The 19,156-nt window shown below is 66.9% G+C and carries 18 protein-coding genes; 17 read left to right on the top strand and 1 reads right to left on the bottom strand.

Annotation, left to right across the window (positions count from 1 at the left end):
• Nucleotides 1-3: 3 nt before the first annotated feature.
• The 4 genes from glyS to ACG0Z6_RS11340 are packed head-to-tail and all read left to right on the top strand — an operon-like array spanning nucleotide 4 to nucleotide 4,324.
• Nucleotides 4-2,148: a glycine--tRNA ligase subunit beta gene (gene glyS, locus ACG0Z6_RS11325; protein WP_394461433.1), complete on the top strand. Its 2,145-nt coding sequence runs from the start codon at nucleotides 4-6 to the stop codon at nucleotides 2,146-2,148.
• A gap of 51 nt (nucleotides 2,149-2,199) precedes the next feature.
• Complete coding sequence (gene gmhB, locus ACG0Z6_RS11330) at nucleotides 2,200-2,787, top strand: D-glycero-beta-D-manno-heptose 1,7-bisphosphate 7-phosphatase (protein ID WP_394461435.1); 588 nt, start codon at nucleotides 2,200-2,202, stop codon at nucleotides 2,785-2,787.
• Entirely contained in the window at nucleotides 2,787-3,542 is a 756-nt protein-coding gene (locus ACG0Z6_RS11335; RefSeq protein ID WP_394461436.1) for a lysophospholipid acyltransferase family protein, read from the top strand. Before gmhB ends, ACG0Z6_RS11335 begins: the two co-directional genes overlap by 1 nt.
• 5 nt (nucleotides 3,543-3,547) lie before the next feature.
• Nucleotides 3,548-4,324, top strand: a complete 777-nt coding sequence (locus ACG0Z6_RS11340; protein ID WP_394461437.1) for a M48 family metallopeptidase — start codon at nucleotides 3,548-3,550, stop codon at nucleotides 4,322-4,324.
• A 4-nt stretch (nucleotides 4,325-4,328) separates the two neighbouring features.
• On the opposite strand, the gene ACG0Z6_RS11345 is transcribed toward ACG0Z6_RS11340, so the two are convergent.
• The gene (locus tag ACG0Z6_RS11345) at nucleotides 4,329-5,408 is read right to left on the bottom strand and encodes an MBL fold metallo-hydrolase (RefSeq protein WP_394461438.1); all 1,080 of its coding nucleotides are present in this window, start codon (nucleotides 5,406-5,408) and stop codon (nucleotides 4,329-4,331) included.
• Between the two features lie 95 nt (nucleotides 5,409-5,503).
• Here ACG0Z6_RS11345 and ACG0Z6_RS11350 point away from each other — a divergent pair, with 95 nt between their 5' ends.
• The 13 genes from ACG0Z6_RS11350 (at nucleotide 5,504) to ACG0Z6_RS11410 (ending at nucleotide 19,134) form a co-directional block, all read left to right on the top strand.
• Nucleotides 5,504-5,905 carry a MerR family transcriptional regulator gene (locus tag ACG0Z6_RS11350; protein WP_394461949.1) on the top strand — a complete coding sequence of 134 codons (402 nt, stop codon included), beginning with the start codon at nucleotides 5,504-5,506 and terminating at the stop codon, nucleotides 5,903-5,905.
• Nucleotides 5,906-6,058: 153 nt separating this feature from the next.
• A complete protein-coding gene (locus ACG0Z6_RS11355; protein ID WP_394461439.1) occupies nucleotides 6,059-7,261 on the top strand; it encodes a substrate-binding domain-containing protein in 1,203 nt (400 codons plus the stop codon).
• Entirely contained in the window at nucleotides 7,258-8,049 is a 792-nt protein-coding gene (locus ACG0Z6_RS11360) for an ATP-binding cassette domain-containing protein (protein WP_394461441.1), read from the top strand. The genes ACG0Z6_RS11355 and ACG0Z6_RS11360 overlap by 4 nt, the downstream gene beginning before the upstream one ends.
• On the top strand, nucleotides 8,036-8,827 hold the full coding sequence (locus ACG0Z6_RS11365) for an ATP-binding cassette domain-containing protein (protein WP_394461443.1): 792 nt from the start codon (nucleotides 8,036-8,038) through the stop codon (nucleotides 8,825-8,827). The genes ACG0Z6_RS11360 and ACG0Z6_RS11365 overlap by 14 nt, the downstream gene beginning before the upstream one ends.
• The gene (locus tag ACG0Z6_RS11370) at nucleotides 8,824-9,783 is read left to right on the top strand and encodes an ABC transporter permease (RefSeq protein WP_394461445.1); all 960 of its coding nucleotides are present in this window, start codon (nucleotides 8,824-8,826) and stop codon (nucleotides 9,781-9,783) included. The genes ACG0Z6_RS11365 and ACG0Z6_RS11370 overlap by 4 nt, the downstream gene beginning before the upstream one ends.
• Complete coding sequence (locus ACG0Z6_RS11375) at nucleotides 9,780-10,736, top strand: ABC transporter permease subunit (protein ID WP_394461448.1); 957 nt, start codon at nucleotides 9,780-9,782, stop codon at nucleotides 10,734-10,736. The genes ACG0Z6_RS11370 and ACG0Z6_RS11375 overlap by 4 nt, the downstream gene beginning before the upstream one ends.
• A gap of 25 nt (nucleotides 10,737-10,761) precedes the next feature.
• Nucleotides 10,762-11,880, top strand: coding sequence for a lactonase family protein (locus ACG0Z6_RS11380; protein WP_394461450.1), 1,119 nt, complete (start codon nucleotides 10,762-10,764; stop codon nucleotides 11,878-11,880).
• Nucleotides 11,881-12,163: 283 nt separating this feature from the next.
• Nucleotides 12,164-13,357, top strand: a complete 1,194-nt coding sequence (locus tag ACG0Z6_RS11385; RefSeq protein WP_394461452.1) for a radical SAM family protein — start codon at nucleotides 12,164-12,166, stop codon at nucleotides 13,355-13,357.
• Between the two features lie 140 nt (nucleotides 13,358-13,497).
• Nucleotides 13,498-13,917: a thermonuclease family protein gene (locus tag ACG0Z6_RS11390; protein ID WP_394461454.1), complete on the top strand. Its 420-nt coding sequence runs from the start codon at nucleotides 13,498-13,500 to the stop codon at nucleotides 13,915-13,917.
• Nucleotides 13,918-14,012: 95 nt separating this feature from the next.
• Nucleotides 14,013-14,666 carry a trimeric intracellular cation channel family protein gene (locus tag ACG0Z6_RS11395; protein WP_394461455.1) on the top strand — a complete coding sequence of 218 codons (654 nt, stop codon included), beginning with the start codon at nucleotides 14,013-14,015 and terminating at the stop codon, nucleotides 14,664-14,666.
• A gap of 121 nt (nucleotides 14,667-14,787) precedes the next feature.
• Entirely contained in the window at nucleotides 14,788-16,851 is a 2,064-nt protein-coding gene (locus ACG0Z6_RS11400; protein WP_394461456.1) for a M13 family metallopeptidase, read from the top strand.
• Between the two features lie 122 nt (nucleotides 16,852-16,973).
• Nucleotides 16,974-17,561, top strand: coding sequence for a TMEM175 family protein (locus ACG0Z6_RS11405; RefSeq protein ID WP_394461458.1), 588 nt, complete (start codon nucleotides 16,974-16,976; stop codon nucleotides 17,559-17,561).
• Between the two features lie 85 nt (nucleotides 17,562-17,646).
• Entirely contained in the window at nucleotides 17,647-19,134 is a 1,488-nt protein-coding gene (locus ACG0Z6_RS11410; RefSeq protein ID WP_394461460.1) for a protein adenylyltransferase SelO, read from the top strand.
• Nucleotides 19,135-19,156 lie beyond the last annotated feature (22 nt).

Below are 19,156 nucleotides of genomic sequence, written 5' to 3' on the forward strand. Positions count from 1 at the left end.
AGCATGAGCACCGTGAACAACCTGCTGGTGGAGCTCTTTGTCGAAGAGCTGCCCCCCAAGGCCCTCAAGAAGCTGGGCGAAGCCTTTGCCACGGCGCTGTCTGACAGCCTCAAGGCCCAGGGACTGTGCGAGGCAGCCGCGGCGGTGACGCCCTTTGCCTCGCCCCGGCGTCTGGGTGTGCATGTGCAAGGCGTGGCGGCCAAGGCCGCCGACAAGCCCGTGCAGCACAAGCTCATGCCCGTGGCCGTGGCCCTCACGGCCGAGGGCCAGCCCACACCCGCGCTGCTCAAAAAGCTCGGCGCTCTGGGCCTGGGCGCGGAAGTTTTGCCACGCCTGCAGCGCCTGCCCGATGGCAAGGCCGAGGCCTTGTTTGTGGACACCGTGGTGCAAGGCGTGAGCCTGCAAGATGGCCTGCAAAAAGCCCTGGATGAGACCCTCAGCAAGCTGCCCATCCCCAAGGTCATGAGCTACCAGCTGGCCGATGGCTGGACGGATGTGAAGTTTGTGCGCCCAGCCCATGCCCTGGTGGCTTTGCACGGCGAGTCGGTGGTGGACGTCAGCGTGCTGGGCTTGCTGGCGGGGCGCCGCACCAAGGGTCACCGCTTTGAGGCCGCAGCGCCGCACATCGATATTCAGCACGCCGACAGCTATGCCCAGCAGCTGCAGAACGAGGGTGCGGTGCTGGCCTCGTTTGACGCGCGCCGTGCCGAGCTGCTGCGCCAGCTGCAAGCCGCAGCGGGCCCGCTGGGCCTCACGCCCATCCAGGACGAAGCGCTGCTGGACGAAGTCACCGCCTTGGTCGAGCGCCCGCAGGTGCTGCACTGCCAGTTCGCGCCGGAATTCCTGGCCGTGCCGCAGGAATGCCTGATCCTGACCATGAAGGCCAACCAGAAGTACTTCCCGCTGCTGGATGCGCAGGGCAAGCTCACGCACCACTTCCTGGTGGTGTCCAACATCGCCCCGGCCGATGCCAGCGCGGTGGTGCAGGGCAACGAGCGCGTGGTGCGCCCGCGCCTGGCTGATGCCAAGTTCTTCTTCGACCAGGACCGCAAGAAAACGCTGGCCGAGCGCGTGCCGGGCCTGGACAAGGTGGTCTACCACGGCAAGCTCGGCAGCCAGGGTGAGCGTGTGCAGCGCGTGCGCGCCATTGCCCATGCCATCGTGAAGCTGCTGCGTGAAGCCACCGTGCCCTACACCGTGGACGCCAAAGACCATTTCGATGTGCTGGACACCAAGGCGCAGCAAGCTGCGCTGCTGGCCAAGGCCGATTTGCTCACCGACATGGTGGGTGAGTTCCCCGAGCTGCAGGGCATCATGGGCGGCTACTACGCGCGCCACGAAGGCCTGCGCGACGGCGTGGCCATCGCCATCGAAGACCACTACAAGCCCCGCTTTGCCGGCGACGAGCTGCCGCGCAACCACACCGGCACGGTGGTGGCCCTGGCCGACAAGCTCGAAACCCTGGTGGGGCTGTTTGGCATTGGCCAGCTGCCCACGGGCGATAAAGACCCCTTTGCGCTGCGCCGCCACGCGCTGGGCGTGATTCGCATCCTGGTCGAGAAGAACCTGCCCCTGCCGCTGCCCGCGCTTTTGCAAGCCGTGCGTCCGGCCTTTGGCGAGCTGATTCAAGACCCCAGCGAGGCGCTGCTGAGCTTCTTCCACGACCGCCTGGCCGTGACGCTGCGCGAGCAGGGCTATAGCGCGCAGGAAGTGGACGCCGTGCTGGCGCTGTCGCCCGCGCAGCTGGGCGATGTGCCGCGCCGCCTGCAGGCCGTGCGCAGCTTTGCCGCGCTGCCCGAGGCAGCGGCGCTGGCTGCGGCCAACAAGCGCGTGTCCAACATCTTGAAAAAGATCGAGGGCCAGCGCCCCACGCAGGTGGACGCCGCCTTGCTGCAAGAAAGCGCCGAGCAGGCCCTGGCCGCCGCGCTGGCGCAGCTGCAGCCGCAGGCCGACACGCTCTTTGAGCAGCACGACTACGCCGCCGCACTGACCGTGCTGGCCGCGCTGCGCGCGCCGGTGGATGCGTTTTTTGAGTCTGTGATGGTCAATGCCGAAGACCCGGCGCTGCGGGCCAACCGCCAAGCGCTGCTGGGTCAGCTGCATGGGGCCATGAACCGGGTGGCCGATCTGGCCCGCCTGGCCACCTGAACCCCTGTCACGCGAGGCCCTATGCCCAGCCGCCAAGACCACAGCCAGGCCATGAAACTGGTCATCCTCGGGCGCGACGGAACGCTCAACCGCTACCGCGATGACCACGTCAAATCCCCCGAGGAGCTGGAGCTCTTGCCCGGCGCACTGCAGGCGGTGGCGCGGCTGAACCAGGCGGGCTGGCACACCGTGCTGGCCACCAACCAGCCCGGCATCGGACGCGGGCTGCTGGACATGGCCAGCCTCAACGCCATTCACCTGCGGCTCAACCAGATGCTGGCCGCCCAGGGCGGGCGGCTCGACGCCGCGTTTTTCTGCCCCCACGCCCCGGACGACGGCTGCAGCTGTCGCAAACCTCTGCCGGGTTTGCTGCAGCAAATTGCCGAGCGCTTTGATGTGGACCTGCGCCAGGTGCATCTGGTGGGGGCCAGCGTGCGGGACTTGCACACCGCGCAGGCGGCGGGCTGCCACGCCCACTTGCTGCTGGGCGGGCGTGTGGCGCATTTGAACGAAGCGCAGCTCAAAGAGCTGGTGAGCCAGGTGCCGGGTGCGCGGGTTCACCGCGACCTGGCTGCTTTTGCTGAAGAACTGATTGAAGGCGGCGCTGCGGGCGCTGCCGTTTCCGGAGCCCCTCATTGATGCTGCTTTCTGCTTTGCGCTCTGCGCTGTTTTTGGTTTATTTGATCGTCACCGTCGTGCCTTGGACGATGGCGGTGTTGCTGGTGTCGCTGTTCACTCGGGGTGACGCGGTGTACTGGACGGCCGCGAGCTGGCTGCGTGCGGCCACCTACGGCGCACGCTGGATTTGCGGCGTGCGCTGGCGCGTGCAAGGCATGGAGAACCTGCCCACCGCGCAGGACCGCCGCAACGCCGTGATCCTGCTGTCCAAGCACCAAAGCGCCTGGGAGACTTTTGCCTATCCGGCCCTGATGTCTCACCCCATGGCCTATGTGTTCAAGCGCGAGCTGCTCTACATCCCCTTCTTTGGTTGGTCCATGGCGCGCATGGACATGATCCACATCGACCGCGGCCGCCGCTCCGAGGCCTGGGCCAAGGTGCTGGCGCAGGGCAAGCGCCTGGCCGGCCTGGGCAACTGGGTCATCATGTTCCCCGAAGGCACGCGCGTGGCGCGTGGCAGCCAGGGTGAATACAAAAGCGGCGGCACGCGCCTGGCCGTGGCCACGGGCACGCCCGTGGTGCCCATTGCCGTGACCTCGGCGCGCTGCTGGCCGCGCCGCAGCTTTTTGCTGCGTCCTGGCGTGGTGGATATTTCCATCGGCGCGCCCATCCCCTCGCAAGGGCGTGAGCCCACGGCGCTGATGCGCGAAGTGGAAGCCTGGATCGAGACCGAGATGCGCCGCCTCGACCCTTTGGCCTACCAGGACCCGGCCTGAGCCCCATGGCCCCTGCCGCCCAGGGAGGCGCCGACGGTGCGGCGGCAGAGCTGCTGCTGCAGGGCCAGCGTGTGAGCTACACCCTGCGCCGTGCCACGCGGCGCAGCATTGGCTTGACCATACGTCACGGCCAGTTGGAAGTGGCGGTGCCGCGCTGGGTCAGCCGCGCCCAGGCGGAAGACGCGGTGCGCAGCAAAGCCGCCTGGGTGCTGCGCAAGCTCGCGCAGAGCCAGGTGCAGCTGCACCAACAGCAAGCGGCCCAGCAAGCCTTTGCCGATGGCATGCAGCTGCCCTATTTGGGCGGCTTGCTGCAGCTGCAATGCCAGCCCGAGCCTGGTGTGGCGCGCGGTGCGGCGCGTCTGGAACCCGCGGTGGCCGACGGCGTAGCGCGCTTGTGGCTGAACTTTGAACCCGGCACGCCCGCGCCCGAGCTGGGCGAGGCCGCCGCGCGCTGGCTGCAGCAGCAGGCGCGGCAGCTGTTTGCACAGCGTCTGGCCCACCATGCGCCGGCCATGGGTGTGCAGCCGCGCTCGCTCAGCCTCAGTGCGGCGCGCACACGCTGGGGCAGTGCCAGCGCCGACGGGCGCATACGGCTGAATTGGCGCCTGGTGCACGCGCCGCTGGCACTCATCGACTACGTGGTGGTGCATGAACTCGCGCACCTGCACGAGATGAACCACAGCCCGCGCTTTTGGGCCGTGGTGGCGGCGCGCCTGCCCGACTACCAGGCCCTGCGCCAGCAGCTGCGGCAGTTTCAGGCGCCCGTGTTGCAGGGCGCCTGAGGGCTCAGGCGGCCACGGCGCTGAAGCGGTACACGCCGTCAGCGCCGAGCTGACGCTGCAGTCGGCCTTGGTGCCAAAGAGCGTGCAAGTGGGCGATGGCCTCGCCCATGGCGAAAGTGGCTTGGTGCATGTCCAGCGCGCGCGTGAAGAGCTGCGGCAACAGGTCGGCCGCATGCTGCGGGCGCTGGGCGCAGGCCTGCAGCACCAGCTCAAAGCGTTCGGCGTGGTGCTCATGCAGCTGGGTCAAACGCGTGGCCAAGCCTTGGAAGGGGCGGCCGTGGGCGGGCAGCACCAGGGTGTCTTCAGGCAAGCCCTCAAAGCGGCGCAGCGAGTCCAAGTACTGGCGCAGCGGGTCGGCGTCGGGTTCGATGTCCACCACCGAGACATTGGTGGAAATGCGCGGCAGCACCATATCGCCGGAAATCAGCAGGCCCGCTTCGGGGCAGTGCAGGCTGATGTGCTCGGGCGCGTGGCCATGACCGGCAATGCAGCGCCAGTCCATGCCCCCGATGCGCACGCACTGCCCATCCATAAGGCGCTGAAAACTCGCGGGCACCACCGGCACCATGCTGGGGTAGTAGTCGGAGCGGGCGCGGACATAGGCCTGGGTCTGGGGGTCGCTCAGGCCGTGGCTGATGAAGAAGTCGGTGGCGCTGGCGCCGCCCATGCCCACGGTGCTGCCGCTGGCCAGGCGGGCCAGGTAGTAGTCGGCCGCGCTCATCCACAGCCGACAAGGGGTGGTGGGCGTGCTCCAGTGTTCGGTCAGCCAGTGCGCCAAGCCCATGTGATCGGGGTGAAAGTGCGTCACCAGCACACGCAACACCGGCAGGCCGTCCAGCTCGGTGGCAAAAATCTGCTCCCAGGCCTGGACTGTGGCCTCGTTGTTGAGGCCACAGTCCACCACGGTCCAGCCTTGGCGGCCGTCGAGCTCATCGCGCAGCAGCCACAGATTGATGTGGTTCAGTACAAAGGGCAGCTGCATGCGCACCCAGCGCAGCCCCGGACGCAGCTCCAGCGTGGTGGCGTTGCCAGGCAGGGCGTCGCCCAAGGGGAAGTGGAGCTGGGATTCGTGGGCGTTGGTCATGGGGATAGACTCACGTTAACGTAAACGTCAAGAAGGCCAGTGTAGCCATGAGTCCCGATTTGGATGATCCATCTGTGCCCCACACCCCAGGTGCCGTGGATGCGTCGACGCTGGCTGGTGACCCGCTCTACACCATCACAGACTTGGCGCATGAGTTCGACATCACCCCACGGGCGATTCGGTTTTACGAGGACATGGGCTTGCTCATGCCCGCGCGCGAGGGGCGCAACCGTGTCTACACCCACCGCGACCGCACGCGGCTCAAGCTCACGCTGCGCGGCAAGCGCCTGGGGCTGTCGCTGCAGGAAATCAAGCAGCTGGTGGACATGTACGACAGCCAGTCCGACCAGGCGCCGCAGCTGCGCGCCTTCTTGAGCGTGCTGGCCCAGCACCGGCTGCAGCTGCAGCAGCAGCTCGACGACATTCAAGTCACTTTGGCCGAAATTGCCCAGCACGAGGAGCGCTGCCATGCCCTGCTGCGGGGCCAGGCGCCCTGAAGTGTGGCTGCCTTTGGGTATTTACTCATGAAGTCTATTTTCACTTGCGCAATCATTCGGGCCTGAGTTCCGTTGGGAACTGAAGCAGGAGGGGCCGCGTACGACACCGCATGGGGCGGTGTTGGCACCCCCGGCTGGCAAGAGGAGCGAGTGATGGTGAAACCTACAGGCAGTGGGCAAGGTGCAGTCGTTGTGGTCAAAACGGCCGCCTGTGTGGCCTTGGCGCTGGGCGCTGCAGGCATGGCTGTGGCTGGTGTCAGCGATGAGCTGATTCGCGATTTGCCCGCCGATTTGAAGGTGCTCTACAAGGACGCGCCGCAAACCATTCACCCTTCGGCTTTCGATGACTTCAAGGCCGTCAAGGGTCCGCTCAAGTGGTGCCACTCCGAGTCCTATCAGGGCAACCCTTGGCGTGTCAGCCTGGCGCAGGAGCTCAAGCGTCTGGTGCTCTCCACGCCCGGCGCCAGTTTTGAGATGGCCGATAGCAATGGCGATGTGAGTCAGCAGATCAGTCAAATCAGAACATTCATAGATAAAAAATGCTCGGTGATTTCGTCGGTGCCGGGTTCGGCCACGGCGCTCAATGAGGCGGTGGCGGCGGCCTACAAGGCGGGCATCCCGTTCGTCACCGCTGCAGGCTCGGTGAGCAGCCCTTACGCGCTGAATGTGGACAGCAACTTTGGCGCCTGGGGCTACGACATGATGAAGGCCATCGCCAAGGAATTGGGCGGCAAGGGCTCGGTGCTGATGGTCGAGGGCATTGCTGGCAACCCCATCGTGGCGCAAGAGCGCCAAGGGGCTGACCGCGCATTGGCCGAGCATCCGGGTCTGAAACTGGCCCGCGTGGTCAATGGCAACTGGACGGCCAACGTCACCAAGACCGTGGTGTTGCAGGCCCTGGCCACCCACCCCGGCCCCATCGATGCAGTCTGGACGGCAGGCTCCGAGAGCCGTGTGGTGGCCGAAGCCTTTGCCCAAGCTGGCCGGCCCGCGCCGCTGATCACGGGTTCGGTCACGGGTGACGCCATCGGCTACTGGAAGGCCAACCCCAGCAAGTACCGCTTTGCGGGCCATGGTGTGTGGCCCCAGTGGACGGGCCAGACCCTGTACCGCGCCGCCATGCGTTTGCTCGACGGGCAAAAGCCGCGCCTCAACACCTTGATGCTGCCGCTGCCCGTGGTGGGCATGAAGGACCTGGCGAATATGCACAAGCCCTGCATGACGGCCGATGCGGTTTCGGTGTTCCCGACGCTGCCCAGCGACCCCGTGCCTGAGCGCATTTTTGACGCCTACTTCCGCAACCCCGCCCCCACGCGCAACTGGGACTACGCCAAGGCGCCCAGCGCTTGCCCATGAGTACTGTTGCTGTGAAACCAGCCCTGCGCGTGGCGGGGCTGTGCAAGCGCTATGGGCAGACGGTGGCGCTGCAGGATGTCAGCGTGGACTTTGCCCCGGGCAGCATTCACACCCTGCTGGGTGAGAACGGCTCGGGCAAGTCCACCCTGGTGAAGATGCTCTCGGGCGTGGTCAAGCCCGACAGCGGCAGCTTGCACTGGCATGGTGAGCCGCTGCAGCGCTTCACCCCTGCGGCCTTCCGGGCCCTGGGCTTTGCCACGGTGTTCCAGGAAGTGCTGGTGGCACCGGACTGCAGTGTGGTGGACAACGTGCTGCTGGGGCAGGACTCACCGCTGCGCCGCGGCTTGCCGCGCGCGCAGCGACGTGAACGTGCGCGGGCCGCGCTGGCCCAGCTCACGCGCACAGAGCTGCCCCTGGAGGCGCCGGTGGCCCAGCTGCCGCTGGCGCAGCGCCAGCTGGTGGTGTTGGCGCGCGCCATGGTGAACCCGCCGGCCGTGCTGGTCTTGGACGAAGCCACGGCTGCGCTGGACTTTGCGGACCGGGAGCAGGTGTTCGAGCACATCCTCGCCCTGCGTGCCCAGGGCTGTCTGGTGCTCTTGGTGACGCACCGCATGGACGAGGTCATGCGCCTGTCCGACCGCATCACCGTGCTGCGCAGCGGCCAGCATGTGGCCACGCTCTCGCGCGGCGACGCCACGGCGTCTGAGCTGCTGGCCCTGATGGCGCCGCTGCACCGCAAGCACCATGCCACGGCGGCCTCTGAGGAGCATGTGTATGAGTCTGTTTGATGTGGGAGCCGGCAGCCCTGGTGCGTCTGCGGGTGAGCTGGCGTCGCCGCCCCTGAGCTTGCTGGAGGCGCAAAGCGTCACCTTGCGTGCAGGGGCTGCGCCCACCAGCTTGAGCTTGCGGCCGGGCCAGCTGCTTGGGTTGGCGGGCCTGGAAGGGCAGGGGCAAGAGGCCTTTTTGGAAACTCTGGCCGGCTGGCGCCGCCCGCACAGCGGGCGCGTTATAGGCCCGCGCGGTGCGGAGCTGCGCCATCTGCGCGACGCCGCGGCCCAGGGCGTGGCCTACCTGCCGCGTGACCGGCGCGCCAGCGGCATTTTTCCGACCCTGTCCATCATGGACAACTTCGCCATGGCGACGCTGGGGCAGGACGTGCGACTGGGCTGGATCAGCCACAAAGCGCGTCGCCAGCGCTATGAGCAGATGCAGCAGCGGCTGGACATCGTGGCGCGTGACGCTGAGTTGCCCATCACCGCGCTGTCGGGGGGCAACCAGCAAAAAGTGCTGTTGGCACGGCTGCTGGCCTTGGCGCCGCGCGTGCTCTTGCTCAACGACCCCACGCGCGGCGTGGATGTGGCCACGCGCCAGCTGCTCTACCGCGTGCTGGGCGAGCTGGCCGCGCAGGGCATGAGTTTGGTGATTCTCTCCACCGAGGTGGACGAGGTCTGCGCCCTGTGCGAAGAGGTGCTGGTGTTTCGCGAGGGCAGCGTGTCGGCCCATTTGCAGGGCGCCGATACGCAGGTCGAGGCTGTGATGGCGGCCATGTTTGGGAGAAAAGCATGAGAGCCAAACTTTGGCGCCGCTGGACGGGCCTGGGCTTTGGGGTGCAGCTGTTGCTGGTGTTGTTGGTGCTCAATGCCAGCCTCAACCCGGCCCGCTTTGCGCCTGCGGCCTGGGGCACTTTGCTGGGCATGGCTGCACCGCTGGTGTGCGCCGCCATGGCGGCAACGCCGGTGATTTTGTCGGGCCGCGGGGGCATAGACATTGCCACCGGCGCGCTCATGGGGGCCATCAACGCGGTGGTGGTGATGGGCTGTTTTGGCGCCTGGGGCCTGAGCTCGCCCTGGGTGGTGATTCCCGTGGCCGTGCTCGGTGGCGCGGCGGTGGGCGCGCTCAGCGGCTGGTTTGCCGTGGTGGTGCGCGTGCAGCCCATTGTGGCCACGCTGGGCAGCTCGCTGATTCTGGGCGGGCTGACGCTGGCGGCCGTGCCCGAGCCGGGTGGGCAGATTGCGCCCTGGCTGCAGCAGTGGTCGGGTGTGGGCTCTTTGTTGCCCCTGCTCATGCTGGGGGGCTGCTGGGCGCTGCTGCGCTGGCTGCCCTACCACCAGCTGCTCATGGCCACGGGCAGCGATGACCGCGCGGCCTTCACCGCCGGGGTGCCGGTGTCCTGGGTGCGGTGGTGGGCTTATGTGATTGGCGGGGCTTTTGCGGGCGTGGCGGCTTTGTCGCTGACAGCGCTCATCAGCTCGGCCGACCCGGGCATTGCGCCCAACTACACCATGTTCGCCATTTCGGCCGCCGCACTGGGTGGGGTGAGTCTGGCGGGCGGGCGTGGCGGCATGCGCCAAGCTGCGGTAGGGGCCCTGGATATTTTCTTGCTGCAAACGGCGCTGACCTACTTCAACGCGTCCACCTTCACGCTGCAGATGGCCTACGGCTCGCTGCTTTTGGTGGCGGTGTGTACTTCGGCTTGGCAGCACCGGCGCAAGCTGCAACTCAGACAAGAGGTGGCATTGTGATTTGGCGTCCTGGGACTTTGCGCATTGCCGCCGTGGCCTTGATGGCGCTGGCCTTGCAAGCGGTGGGGTGCTTGAGCCTGGAGGGCTTCGCCAGCCCGTTTGCGGTGCGGGCCCTGCTGGTGTTGGCGTGTTTGCTGGCGGTGGCTGCCCTGGGTCAAACCCTGGTGGTGCTGGTGGGCGGTATTGATCTGGCCATGCCTTTTGTCATGGGGGTGGCCAATGTCATGGCGGCGGAGCTGCTGGGGCGCGGTCACCCCTTCTGGCTGGTGCTGGTGGTGGTGGTGGTGGTGGCCGCACTCATAGGCATGGGCAACGGGCTGCTCTCGGCGGGCTTGTCGGTGCACCCGCTCATCGTCACGCTGGGCAGCGGCACGGTGGCGCAGGGCGCGGTGCTGTGGTGGACGCGCGGCTTCCCCACGGGCTCAGCGCCCCAGGGGCTCAGCGACTTTGTCTCCATCGGTGGTTCGCTGGGCCCGCTGCCGGTGCCAGCCTTGGTGCCCATGACCTTGGTGTTGGTGCTGCTGCTGCAGGCGGCGCTGGCGCGCACGCCCTGGGGCCGGCGCTTGTTGGCCACGGGGGCCAACCCGGGGGCGGCGCCGTTCTCGCTCATTCAGCCGCTGTGGGTGTGGGCGGGAGCGTTTGCGGCCAGTGCGGCCTTGGCGGCGCTCGCCGGTGTGCTGCTGCTGGGCTTTACGGGCTCGGCCCACGGTGCGGTGGGGCAGCCCTATTTGTTCCAGACCATTGCGGCGGTGGTGATTGGCGGTACGCTCCTGACCGGCGGGGCTGGGTCTTGCGTAGGCACGGCGCTGGGGGCATTGGTGCTGACGCAAATCAACACCTTGCTCATCGGCGTGGGCTTGTCACCCGCCTTGGTGCAAGCCACGCTGGGGGCGCTGCTGCTGGTGTTGATTGCGGTGTATGGGCGTGAGCGCGCGGTGCGCGACACCATCTGAGACAGGAAAGAGGGGGAGTGCGCGTATGACCAAGTCCGAATCGAGCTGGATGCTGGTGGGCAGTTGCAACCGTGCGGTGCCTTACTTCAAAGATGCGCAGGGCGAGGGCATCAGCACTTTTGGCTTTGACGCCCAGACCGGCCGCGCGCAGCGCGCAGCGCTGACGCAGGACATCGACAACCCGACTTTTGTGAGCGTGTTGCCCCAGCGTGGCTTGGTGCTGGCCAGCAGCGAAGTGCCGCATTGGCTGGAGGGACTGTTGAGTGTCTACCGTATCGACCCCGACAGTGGCCGTCTGAACTACCTCAACAAGCAAACCACTTTGGGCAACACGGTGGCGCAGCATGTCGGCGACGCCAGCGCCCGCCATGCTTGGGTGGTGAACTACTCCGTCAACGCGGTTGGCGAGGGACCGGACCAAGGGCTGAGCGTTTTGCCTTTGGCGCCCGATGGTCGGCTGCTGCCGGCCAGGGCTTCAGCGGCTTGGGCCGGGCAGGGGCCAGTGGCCGGGGTGCAGGAGCGCGCCCACCCGCATGCCGTGCAGGTCTGGCCTGACGAGCGCCATTTGCTGGTGGCCGACCTGGGCTGCGATGCGCTGCTGATGTTCCGCTGGGACGCCCAGGCCGCGCAGCTCGAGCTCTGTGCGCGCCTGCAGCTGGCCCCCGGCGCAGGCCCGCGCCATCTGGCGGTCGATGCGGCGCGGTGTCAGGTGTATGTGGCCAACCAGATCGACGCCACACTGGCCACGGTGGCGGTGTCGCTCGACCCCCCCGAGCTGCGCCTGATGCACTGCACCAGCACTTTGCCGCCCGGGGTGTCTGGGGAGGGCAACCATGTGTCGGAGGTGCAGCTCACCCCCGACGGCGACCATGTGCTGGTGGGCAATCGGGGGCATGACAGCCTGGCGGTCTACCGCTTGAGTGCCCAGGGTCAACCCGAGTTGCAGTGCCATGTGCCCGCCGGTGGGCGCTGCCCACGCCACTTTGCATTCGACCCCAGCGGGCGTTGGCTGGTGGTGGCGCTGCAAGACAGCCATGTGCTGCAGGTCATGCGCTGGGAGCCCGAGCTGGCGCGGCTCTCGGCCTGGGGTGAACCCTTGGCCTGCGGTTCACCCACCTGCGTGGCCTTCATGCCCCTGGCCTGAGTTTGCTGCCAAGCGCCCGCGGCACTTGTGGCGCGTACGCCATGACTGCTTCGGCGCGCCTGTGAGGCAACTATTGCCGTCATTGTCGAAAAGCCCCTTGGAATCAACTCAAGCATGACTGTTTGATGAGATTGGTGTTGTCAAGCGTGTAAGAACTACGCTTGAGTTGGGGGTAGGCGGTGCCGGGTCTGTCGTCAACGATGCAAGGGCACGGCAAGACCATGCAAACAGGTCTTTGGCTCAGGCCAAAGCGGTCGGTGATATGCCTGATTGAGGGTCAAACATGACGGAGCTGCCCAAGGTTCAGCACAGCAAGATCCACTTCATGCCGCGTCTGGTGCCCCCGGATGCGGCCGAGGCCAAGGCGCTCAAGCGCGAGCGCACGCGCCAGGCCGTGGCGCGCCTGTCGGCCATTACCGCGCAGCGCCCCGAGTTGGGCGAGCGGCTCAACCGCGTGGTGTCTTTTGCGCGCTCGGTGCGGGTGTCTGAATACCACCTCACCAACGCCTGCAACATCCGCTGCCAGGGCTGCTGGTTTTTTGAGTACGGCCACGAGCGCGAAACCCGCGAGATGACCGACCTCACGCAGCTGCAAGCCTTTGTGCAGCAAGAGGTCAGCCAGCGCCGCGTCAACACCGCCATCCTGATCGGTGGCGAACCCGTGCTGGTGCCCGAGCGCATTGCGGTGTTCAAAGAGCACATGAACAACGTCACCATCTCCAGCAACGGGCTCAAGCGCCTGCCCATGGAGGGCTTCGAAAACGTGGGCGTGGCCATCACGCTGTTTGCTGGTGGACCGCTGGACGATGAGCTGCGTGCCATCAAGCCCAATGGCAAGCGCTTTGAGGGCTTGTTTGAGACCGCGCTGCGCAACTACGAGGGCGACCACCGCGGCCACTACATCTACGCCCTGACCGAAGGCGGCATTGCCTATGTGGAAGAGACGGTGCGCAAAATCCGCCAGGCCGGCAATGCGCTGACCCTCAACTACTACACCGACTACCGCGCCGACGGCACGGCCCCGCCGCCCGAGCAAACCCAGGAGCTGTTGCAGGAGGCCCTGCGCGTGCAGGCCCTCTACCCCGAGACGGTGATGTGCCACCCCTACACCATACGCACGCTGGTGACGGGCGCCTCGCACTGGGGTGAGTTCGGCTACGCGCAATGCCCCAGCATCAGCGTGGAGCACCCCGCGCATGCCGCGCGCCTGCTCAACGGCAACCCCTTCCTGCCGGTCTTCAACACCTGGGCGGCGGACATGGAGACGCTCAAGTTCTGCTGCACCTCCGGTCACTGCGAGGGCTGCCGCGACAGCCAGGCCGTCATCAGCTGGCTGCTGGTGAGCATGGAGCAGTTCCTCGATAGCGCCGAGCAGCTGCAGACCTGGCTGGAGATTGCCGAGATGTACTGGGCGCAGTACTTCTGGTCGCCCTACCACCGCAGCGTCAAAGGCCAGACCAGCGCCGCTACCGCTTGAGCGCAGGGCGGGCGCTGTGCGCTCGCCTCAAGGCGCGGTCAGTTCAGGGCTGTGCTCTACTGCCGCCCTTTCGTGGCGAACGGGGGTGTGGCGAGGCGTAGGTGGTCGGTCTATCCCGTGTGAATAAAGGGAGAGGCCGGATGGACGCCTTGCTGTGGTGTGTGGTGGTGGGCGTGCTCGACGGTGACACGCTGCGCGTGCGCTGTGGCGAGCAGCCCCAGCAGGTGGTGCGCATCGCCCAAATCGATGCACCGGAAAAGCGCCAGCCTTTTGGTCAGCGCAGCCGCGAGGGGCTCTCCGAGCTGTGCATGTACGCCCGCGCGGAGCTGGGGCCCGTCAAACGCGACCGCTACGGCCGCTGGGTGGCCGATGTGCGCTGCGAAGGGCGCGACGTGGCCAGCCACCAGATCGACGCTGGCCTGGCTTGGGCTTACACGCGCTATCTCAAGCGGGTTGAGCTGCTGGCCCGCCAAGCGCAGGCCCAGCGCGCCGGGCGCGGGCTGTGGGAGCAGACCGAACCTCCGCCCGTGGCACCCTGGGAGTGGCGGCGCCAGCGCTGAGGCGCATCCACGGCTTGCCCCACGATGGCGGTCAGGGAATTGCCGCTGGGCCGCGACACCGGCGGGTGCTGCGGCTACCATGCGAGCGCCCCGCCATGAACAACCCCTTGCACTTCATCACGCTGTCCAACGCGCTCACTGCGGTGGAGGCCCTGGCCACGGTGGCGTTTGCGCTGTCGGGCTTGGTGCTGGCCGCGCGCAAGCAACTCGACGCCGTGGGCGTGTGCGTGGTGGCGGGCTTGGCTGCCTTTGGTGGCGGCACGCTGCGCGACATCCTGCTGGACCGGCGCCCCTTCTTCTGGGTGGCCCACGCGGGCTGGTTGTGGGCCTTGTTGGTGATGTGCCTGGGGGCCATGCTCTTCATGCGCAAACACCATGTGGCGCTGACCCAGCGTGCCATGCAGTGGCCTGACGCCATCGGCCTGGGCCTGTTCACCGCCAGCGGCACGCAGATTGCGCTGGAGGCGGGCTCGCCCGCCTTTGTCGCTGTACTCATGGGCATGATGACAGCGGTGTTTGGCGGCGTGCTGCGCGACATTGTCTGCAACGAAATCCCCAGTGCCTTTCACGACCACCAGCCCTATGCGGTGTGTGCCTTTGTGGGCGGCTGGGTGCTGGTGGGCTCGCACCTCATGGGCTGGCCGCAATGGCTCAGCCTGCTGTTGGGCGCGGGCGTGGCTACCGCCCTGCGTGCCCTGGCCATGCTCTTGCAGCTGCGCCTGCCGAGCTGGCAAAACAGCTTGCATTGAACGCACGCACGCACGTATTTCGTGCCGCTGTTCCGGTGTTTTGTCGGCCCAGACGCGCCGCAGGGGCTTGTCCATACCCAGCCCTGGCATAGTGGGTGACTCCTCAATCCTGGCTTCCCTTATGAAGATCCTGCGTCTCACGACCCTGGCTGGCGCTGTTGCGTTGGCAGCTTTGCACCTCACTGACGTTCAGGCTGCGGCGCCGCAGCCCGAGCATGCGCATGCGCATGCGCAGCCGGTGGCGGGCCTGGAGTTCAGCAGCTTCGAACCCCAGGTGCGTGCTCAGGACGACTTGTTCCGCGCCGTCAATGGCCGCTGGTTGAAGCAAACCGCCATCCCGGCGGACAAGGCCGCGTGGGGGGCGTTCATGCAGCTGCGTGACGCTTCTGATGCCCGTGTGCGCCACATCGCCGAAACATTGGCGCGCACCCCGCAGCACAGTGGCAGCGTGGAGCAGAAGGTGGGGGACTTCTACCAATCCATCGTCAACACCGCAGCGCTGGACCGCGCGGGCCTGCAGCCCCTCAAAGCCACCTTGGCCAGCATTGACGCCATTGGCGAGCGCCAGCAGTTGTTGGCCTGGATCGGCCGCCAGACGGGCCAGCTGGATTTGCCGCTGCTGCTGACCGTGGATGTGGATGCCAAGAATCCGCGCCAATACACGCTCATGACTTGGCAGGGCGGCCTGGGCCTGCCCGAGCGCGACTACTACCTCAAGACCGACGATGCCCGCTTCAAGCAAGCGCGTGCGGCCTATGTGCGCTACCTGAGCGTGCTGGCGCGCGCCAGCGGTGAGAGCAACCCCGGCGCGGCCGCTCAGCGCGTGCTGGCGCTGGAGACGCGCATCGCCCAGGCGCATTGGGACGTGGTGGCGCTGCGCGACCCGGTGAAGACTTACAACCGCTGGAGCACCGCCGAGCTGGCTGACAAAGCCCCTGGCGTGGACTGGCAGTTGCTGCTGACGCAAGCTGGCCTGGGCCAGCTCGACAGTCTGGTGGTCTCACAACCCAGCTATGTCACGGCACTGGCCCAGCTGTTGGCGCAAGAGCCGCTGCAGGACTGGAAGCTCTACCTGCGTCTGCGCGCCCTGGACAGCGCCGCGCCCTTGCTGCACAAGCCGCTGCGCGACGCGCACTTTGCCTTCCACGACAAGGCGCTGACCGGCGCCACCCAGCCGCGCCCCCGTTGGCAGTACGCCGTGGGTGCGCTGGACAGTGCGCTGGGCGAGGCGGTGGGGCAAATCTATGTGCAGCGCCACTTCCCGCCCGAGGCCAAGGCCCGCATGCTGGCGTTGGTGAACCAGCTGCTGGCCGCCTACAAGGAGTCCATCGACGGGCTGAGCTGGATGAGCCCCGAAACCAAGGCCCAAGCACAGGACAAGCTCAGCAAGTACATGGTCAAGATCGGCTACCCCGACACTTGGCGTGACTACAGCGCGCTGCAAGTCGTGGCCGGTGATGCCCTGGGCAACGTCGAGCGCGCTGCGCGTTTTGAATGGCAGCGCGTGGCGGCACGAGCGGGCAAGCCTGTGGATCGCAGCGAGTGGGGCATGACGCCACAAACCGTCAACGCCTACTACAACCCCGCACTCAACGAGATCGTCTTCCCTGCAGCCATCCTGCAGTGGCCCTTCTTCGACATGAAGGCCGACGATGCAGTGAACTATGGCGGCATCGGGGCCGTCATTGGGCATGAAATCAGCCACGGCTTCGACGACCAGGGCAGCCAGTACGACGGCAACGGCGTGCTGCGCAACTGGTGGACGGACGCCGACCGCAAGGCCTTCGAGGCCGTGACCACTCAGCTGGTGGCGCAGTACGCTGCTTACGAGCCGCTGCCGGGTAAGCACGTCAACGGTCAGCTCACGCTGGGCGAAAACATTGCTGACCTCTCGGGGCTGCAAATTGCCTACAAGGCCTATCTGCGTTCGCTCGGCGGCAAAGTTGCGCCGGTGATCCAGGGCTATAGCGGTGAGCAGCGCTTCTTCTTTGGCTGGTCACAAGTCTGGCGCGAAAAAGAACGCGACGAGCGTGCGCTGCAGCGGCTCACGGCCGACCCCCACTCGCCCTCGCAATTCCGTGCCAACGGAGCGGCTGTCAACCACGATGGCTTCCATCAGGCCTTTGGCACCAAGCCGGGCGACAAGATGTTCAAGCCCAGCCAGCAGCGCATTCGCATCTGGTGAGACCCCCGCCGCCGTCCCCCCTGACTGTGGGGGACGGGCGGAGGGCACAAGCACAAGGGCTTGTTTAAGCTTGTCGGCTTTGCCCAGCCCCAACAGCGCTTATGTCGTCCAAGCCCCCCGTCATGTCCAAAAACCGCCTGGAAGCTTTTTCCGATGGCGTGCTGGCCATCATCATCACCATCATGGTGCTGGAGCTCAAAGTGCCGCATGGCGACCAGCTCAGCGACCTCCTGCCCCTGTGGCCCGTGCTGCTGAGCTATGTGCTGAGCTTCACCTTCGTGGGCATTTACTGGAACAACCACCACCACATGCTGCACGCCATCCAGCATGTCAGCGGCTCGGTGTTGCTGGCCAATTTGGGCCTGCTGTTTTGGTTGTCGCTCATCCCCTTTGCCACCGGCTGGATGGGCGAAAACCACTTCGCGCCCGTGCCTGTGGCTTTCTACGGTTTGCTGCAGCTGATGGCAGCCACTTTCTACTGGGTGCTGCAGCAGCGCTGCATTGCCACACAGGGCGCCAATTCCTTGTTGCAGCAGGCGATTGGCAATGACTGGAAAGGCAAAATTTCCCTGCTGGCCTTTGCCGTGGCGGTGGCCCTGTCTTTCATCCACACCGGCCTGGCCTTGGCCGTTTATGGCGGCATCTCGGTCATGTGGTTGATTCCAGACCGGCGCATCGAGCGCGCGCTGCGCGCCGCGCGCACGGGCTGAAGCATGGCCCTAAGCCCGGCCGCTCGGCATGGGCTTGTGCGGTGCGGGCTGCGGTGCTGCGGCGCTCTGGCTAGAGTGCTGCGGCATGAGCGCTCCCATTCCCTTTGACAACCTCTTGGCCCGCACCGTGGCGCAGGCCGGTGTGCCCTGGCAGGCCCATGCGGCGCCGCAGCCCGCCTGGCTGTTTTTCAACGCGCCGCTGGCACAGCAGCTGGGCCTGGACGCGGCGCTGCTGGGCAGCGAGCAGGGCTTGCAATGGTGGTCGGGCCGCGAGCCGCTGCCGGGTGCAGCACCGCTGGCCCAGGCCTATGCCGGGCACCAGTTCGGTGGCTTTTCGCCGCAGCTGGGCGACGGGCGTGCGCTGCTCTTGGGCGACTTTGTCGGCCCCACGGGCCAGCGCTGGGACTTGGCACTCAAAGGTTCCGGGCCCACGCCTTTTGCGCGGCGCGGCGACGGCAAAGCCGCTCTGGGCCCGGTGCTGCGCGAAGCGTTGGTGAGCGAGGCCATGGCAGCGCTGGGCATTCCCAGCACGCGCGTGCTGGCGGCCTTGCGCACGGGCGAGACCATCAGGCGCGAGCGCCCCTTGCCCGGCGCGCAGCTGGTGCGCGTGGCCGCCAGCCATCTGCGCGTGGGCAGCTTTGAATACTTTGCCGCGCGGCAAGACCACGACGTGCTGGCCGCCTTGCTGGCCCATGCCATTGAGCGCCACGACGCCGATTTGCGCGCCATCACGGACCCCGCCGAGCAAGCCCTGGCCTGGCTGCAAGCCGTGGGCCAGCGCCAGGCGCGCCTGGTGGCGCAGTGGTGGGCCGTGGGCTTTATCCACGGCGTCATGAACACCGACAACATGGCCATCAGCGGCGAAACCCTGGACTATGGCCCCTGTGCCTTCATGGAGGCCTACGCGCCCGACACCCACTTCAGCGCCATCGACAGCCATGGCCGCTACGCCTATGACCAACAGCCGCTGATCGCGCAATGGAATCTGGCGCGGCTGGCCGAAGCGCTGCTGCCCCTCATCACCGGCCCCGAGGACTCGGCGGCGCGGCGCGACTGGGCCGTGGCCCGTGCCACCGAGGTGGTGCAGGGCTTTGACGCCGCTTTCGGGCAGCACTGGCAGGCGCTGGGCGCGGCCAAGCTGGGCCTGGCCGCCGATGCCGACCCTGCATTGCTGACCGATTTTCTGGCCCTGCTGCAAGCCGCGCAGGCCGACTTCACGCTGAGTTTTTGGCACCTGGCGGCGCTGGTGGACGAACCCCAGCACCCCCACCCGCTGCTGGGCACGCAGTCCGGCTGGCAGCCCTGGCAACAGCGCTGGCACCAGGCCTGGCAGGCGCAGGGCGCTGCCGCCACCCAGGCCCGGCTGCGCGCCAGCAACCCGCTCTACATCCCGCGCAACCACCTGGTGGAAGCGGCCCTGGACCAAGCGCTGGAGCACGGCAGCCTCGCCGCCTTTGAGCGGCTGCTGCAGCGCGTGCGCCAACCCTTTGGCGCGGCCAGCGAAGCCCCTGAACTCTGGCGCAGCGCCACCCCCGCTGAACAAAGGGGCTACCAGACCTTTTGCGGCACTTGAGCGGCTATACAGTGGGCGGCCG

This window comes from Roseateles rivi, from assembly GCF_043555845.1.
Classification (GTDB): domain Bacteria; phylum Pseudomonadota; class Gammaproteobacteria; order Burkholderiales; family Burkholderiaceae_C; genus Roseateles; species Roseateles rivi.